At 45.9% G+C, this 667-nt stretch carries 1 protein-coding gene and 1 pseudogene; both read left to right on the forward strand.

The window, feature by feature from the left end; genetic code table 11:
• A pseudogene (locus tag R7093_RS25880) lies at positions 1-271 on the forward strand (3',5'-cyclic-AMP phosphodiesterase); the annotation flags it as partial.
• Positions 272-319: 48 nt separating this feature from the next.
• Positions 320-667, forward strand: a 348-nt coding sequence (locus R7093_RS25885) for a YqiA/YcfP family alpha/beta fold hydrolase (protein WP_318147102.1), incomplete at its 3' end; no start/stop codon positions are given.

A 667-nucleotide genomic window follows, 5' to 3' on the forward strand; every position in this document is an offset into this window, starting at 1 on the left:
TTGGCAAGTTGTGGATCGATTCGACAATGTAAAAGGCATTTTGTGTGGGCATGTTCATCAAGACATGAACGTAATACACAAAGGTATTCGAGTGATGGCAACACCATCAACGTGTGTCCAGTTTAAGCCGAATTCCGATGATTTCGCGCTTGATACCACATCCCCAGGTTGGCGTGAGCTAGAACTGCACACCAACGGCGACATCACAACCCATGTCGACCGTTTGCCAGAAGGCCAATTCCAGCCAGATTTCTCTTCCAACGGATATTAATGATGCCCGAGCTCTAAGTTCGGGCTCGCTTTTTCATGCGAGACTTCTATGAGTAAACCTTCACTTCTATTGTACATCCACGGTTTCAACAGCTCACCGCTCTCAATGAAAGCCAATTTAATGAGAGAATATTGCGCGCAGCATCGTCCGGACATCAAAGTCATCGTCCCACAATTGCCTTGCTTTCCTGAACAAGCGGCTCAATTGTTGTTGGATATTGCTGAGCAATACAAAGATGACTACAACATTGGCTTAGTGGGTAGCTCGCTTGGTGGTTACATGTCGACATGGCTGAATGCGAAGTATGGTTTTAAAGCGGTGGTCGTTAACCCAGCGGTCAAACCTTATGAGCTACTCGTTGATTATTTAGGCGAACAAACCAATCCATATACGCAT

The sequence above is a fragment of the Vibrio sp. 1580 genome, assembly GCF_033340055.1.